At 52.4% G+C, this 389-nt stretch carries 1 protein-coding gene and 1 pseudogene (1 of these 2 only partly in view); both read left to right on the top strand.

Translation table 11 applies throughout. The features are described from left to right. The coding region annotated (locus ACIPZE_RS29000; RefSeq protein WP_400776867.1) for a FoF1 ATP synthase subunit a crosses the window boundary (this coding region is incomplete at its 5' end): on the top strand, nucleotides 1-177 show 177 of its 713 nt. The annotated region extends 536 nt beyond the left edge of the window. 133 nt (nucleotides 178-310) lie between these two features. Next, a pseudogene (locus ACIPZE_RS28995) lies at nucleotides 311-389 on the top strand (F0F1 ATP synthase subunit C); the annotation flags it as partial.

Raw genomic sequence — 389 nt, 5'->3', positions numbered from 1 at the left:
GTGTTCATTCTGATCGCTGTGATGTTCGGCAGCGGTCTGCTCTGGCTGAGCGGCCTGGGCGTTGTTCTGCAGTGGGCTTGGGCTGTGTTCCACATCCTGATCATCACCCTGCAGGCGTTCATCTTCATGATGCTGACCATCGTCTACCTGTCGATGGCGCACGAAGAAAACCATTAAGACCAGTCTCGACTAGTCTGATGTCCTTCCCGGTCAAACGGGAAGGGGCTCTTCACAGGGCACCTGAAACGATTTGTTTTACCGCTTTAATCTAAAAAACCTAAACCATACGACGTAAAAGTCGGGAGGAAAGATGGAAACTGTAGTTGGTCTAACCGCTATCGCTGTTGCACTGTTGATCGGCCTGGGCGCACTGGGTACCGCACGTGGTT

This window comes from Pseudomonas sp. NPDC089741 (genome assembly GCF_044748825.1).
In the GTDB taxonomy this organism is placed as follows: domain Bacteria; phylum Pseudomonadota; class Gammaproteobacteria; order Pseudomonadales; family Pseudomonadaceae; genus Aquipseudomonas; species Aquipseudomonas helmanticensis.
This window is presented reverse-complemented; position numbering and strand designations above follow the sequence as displayed.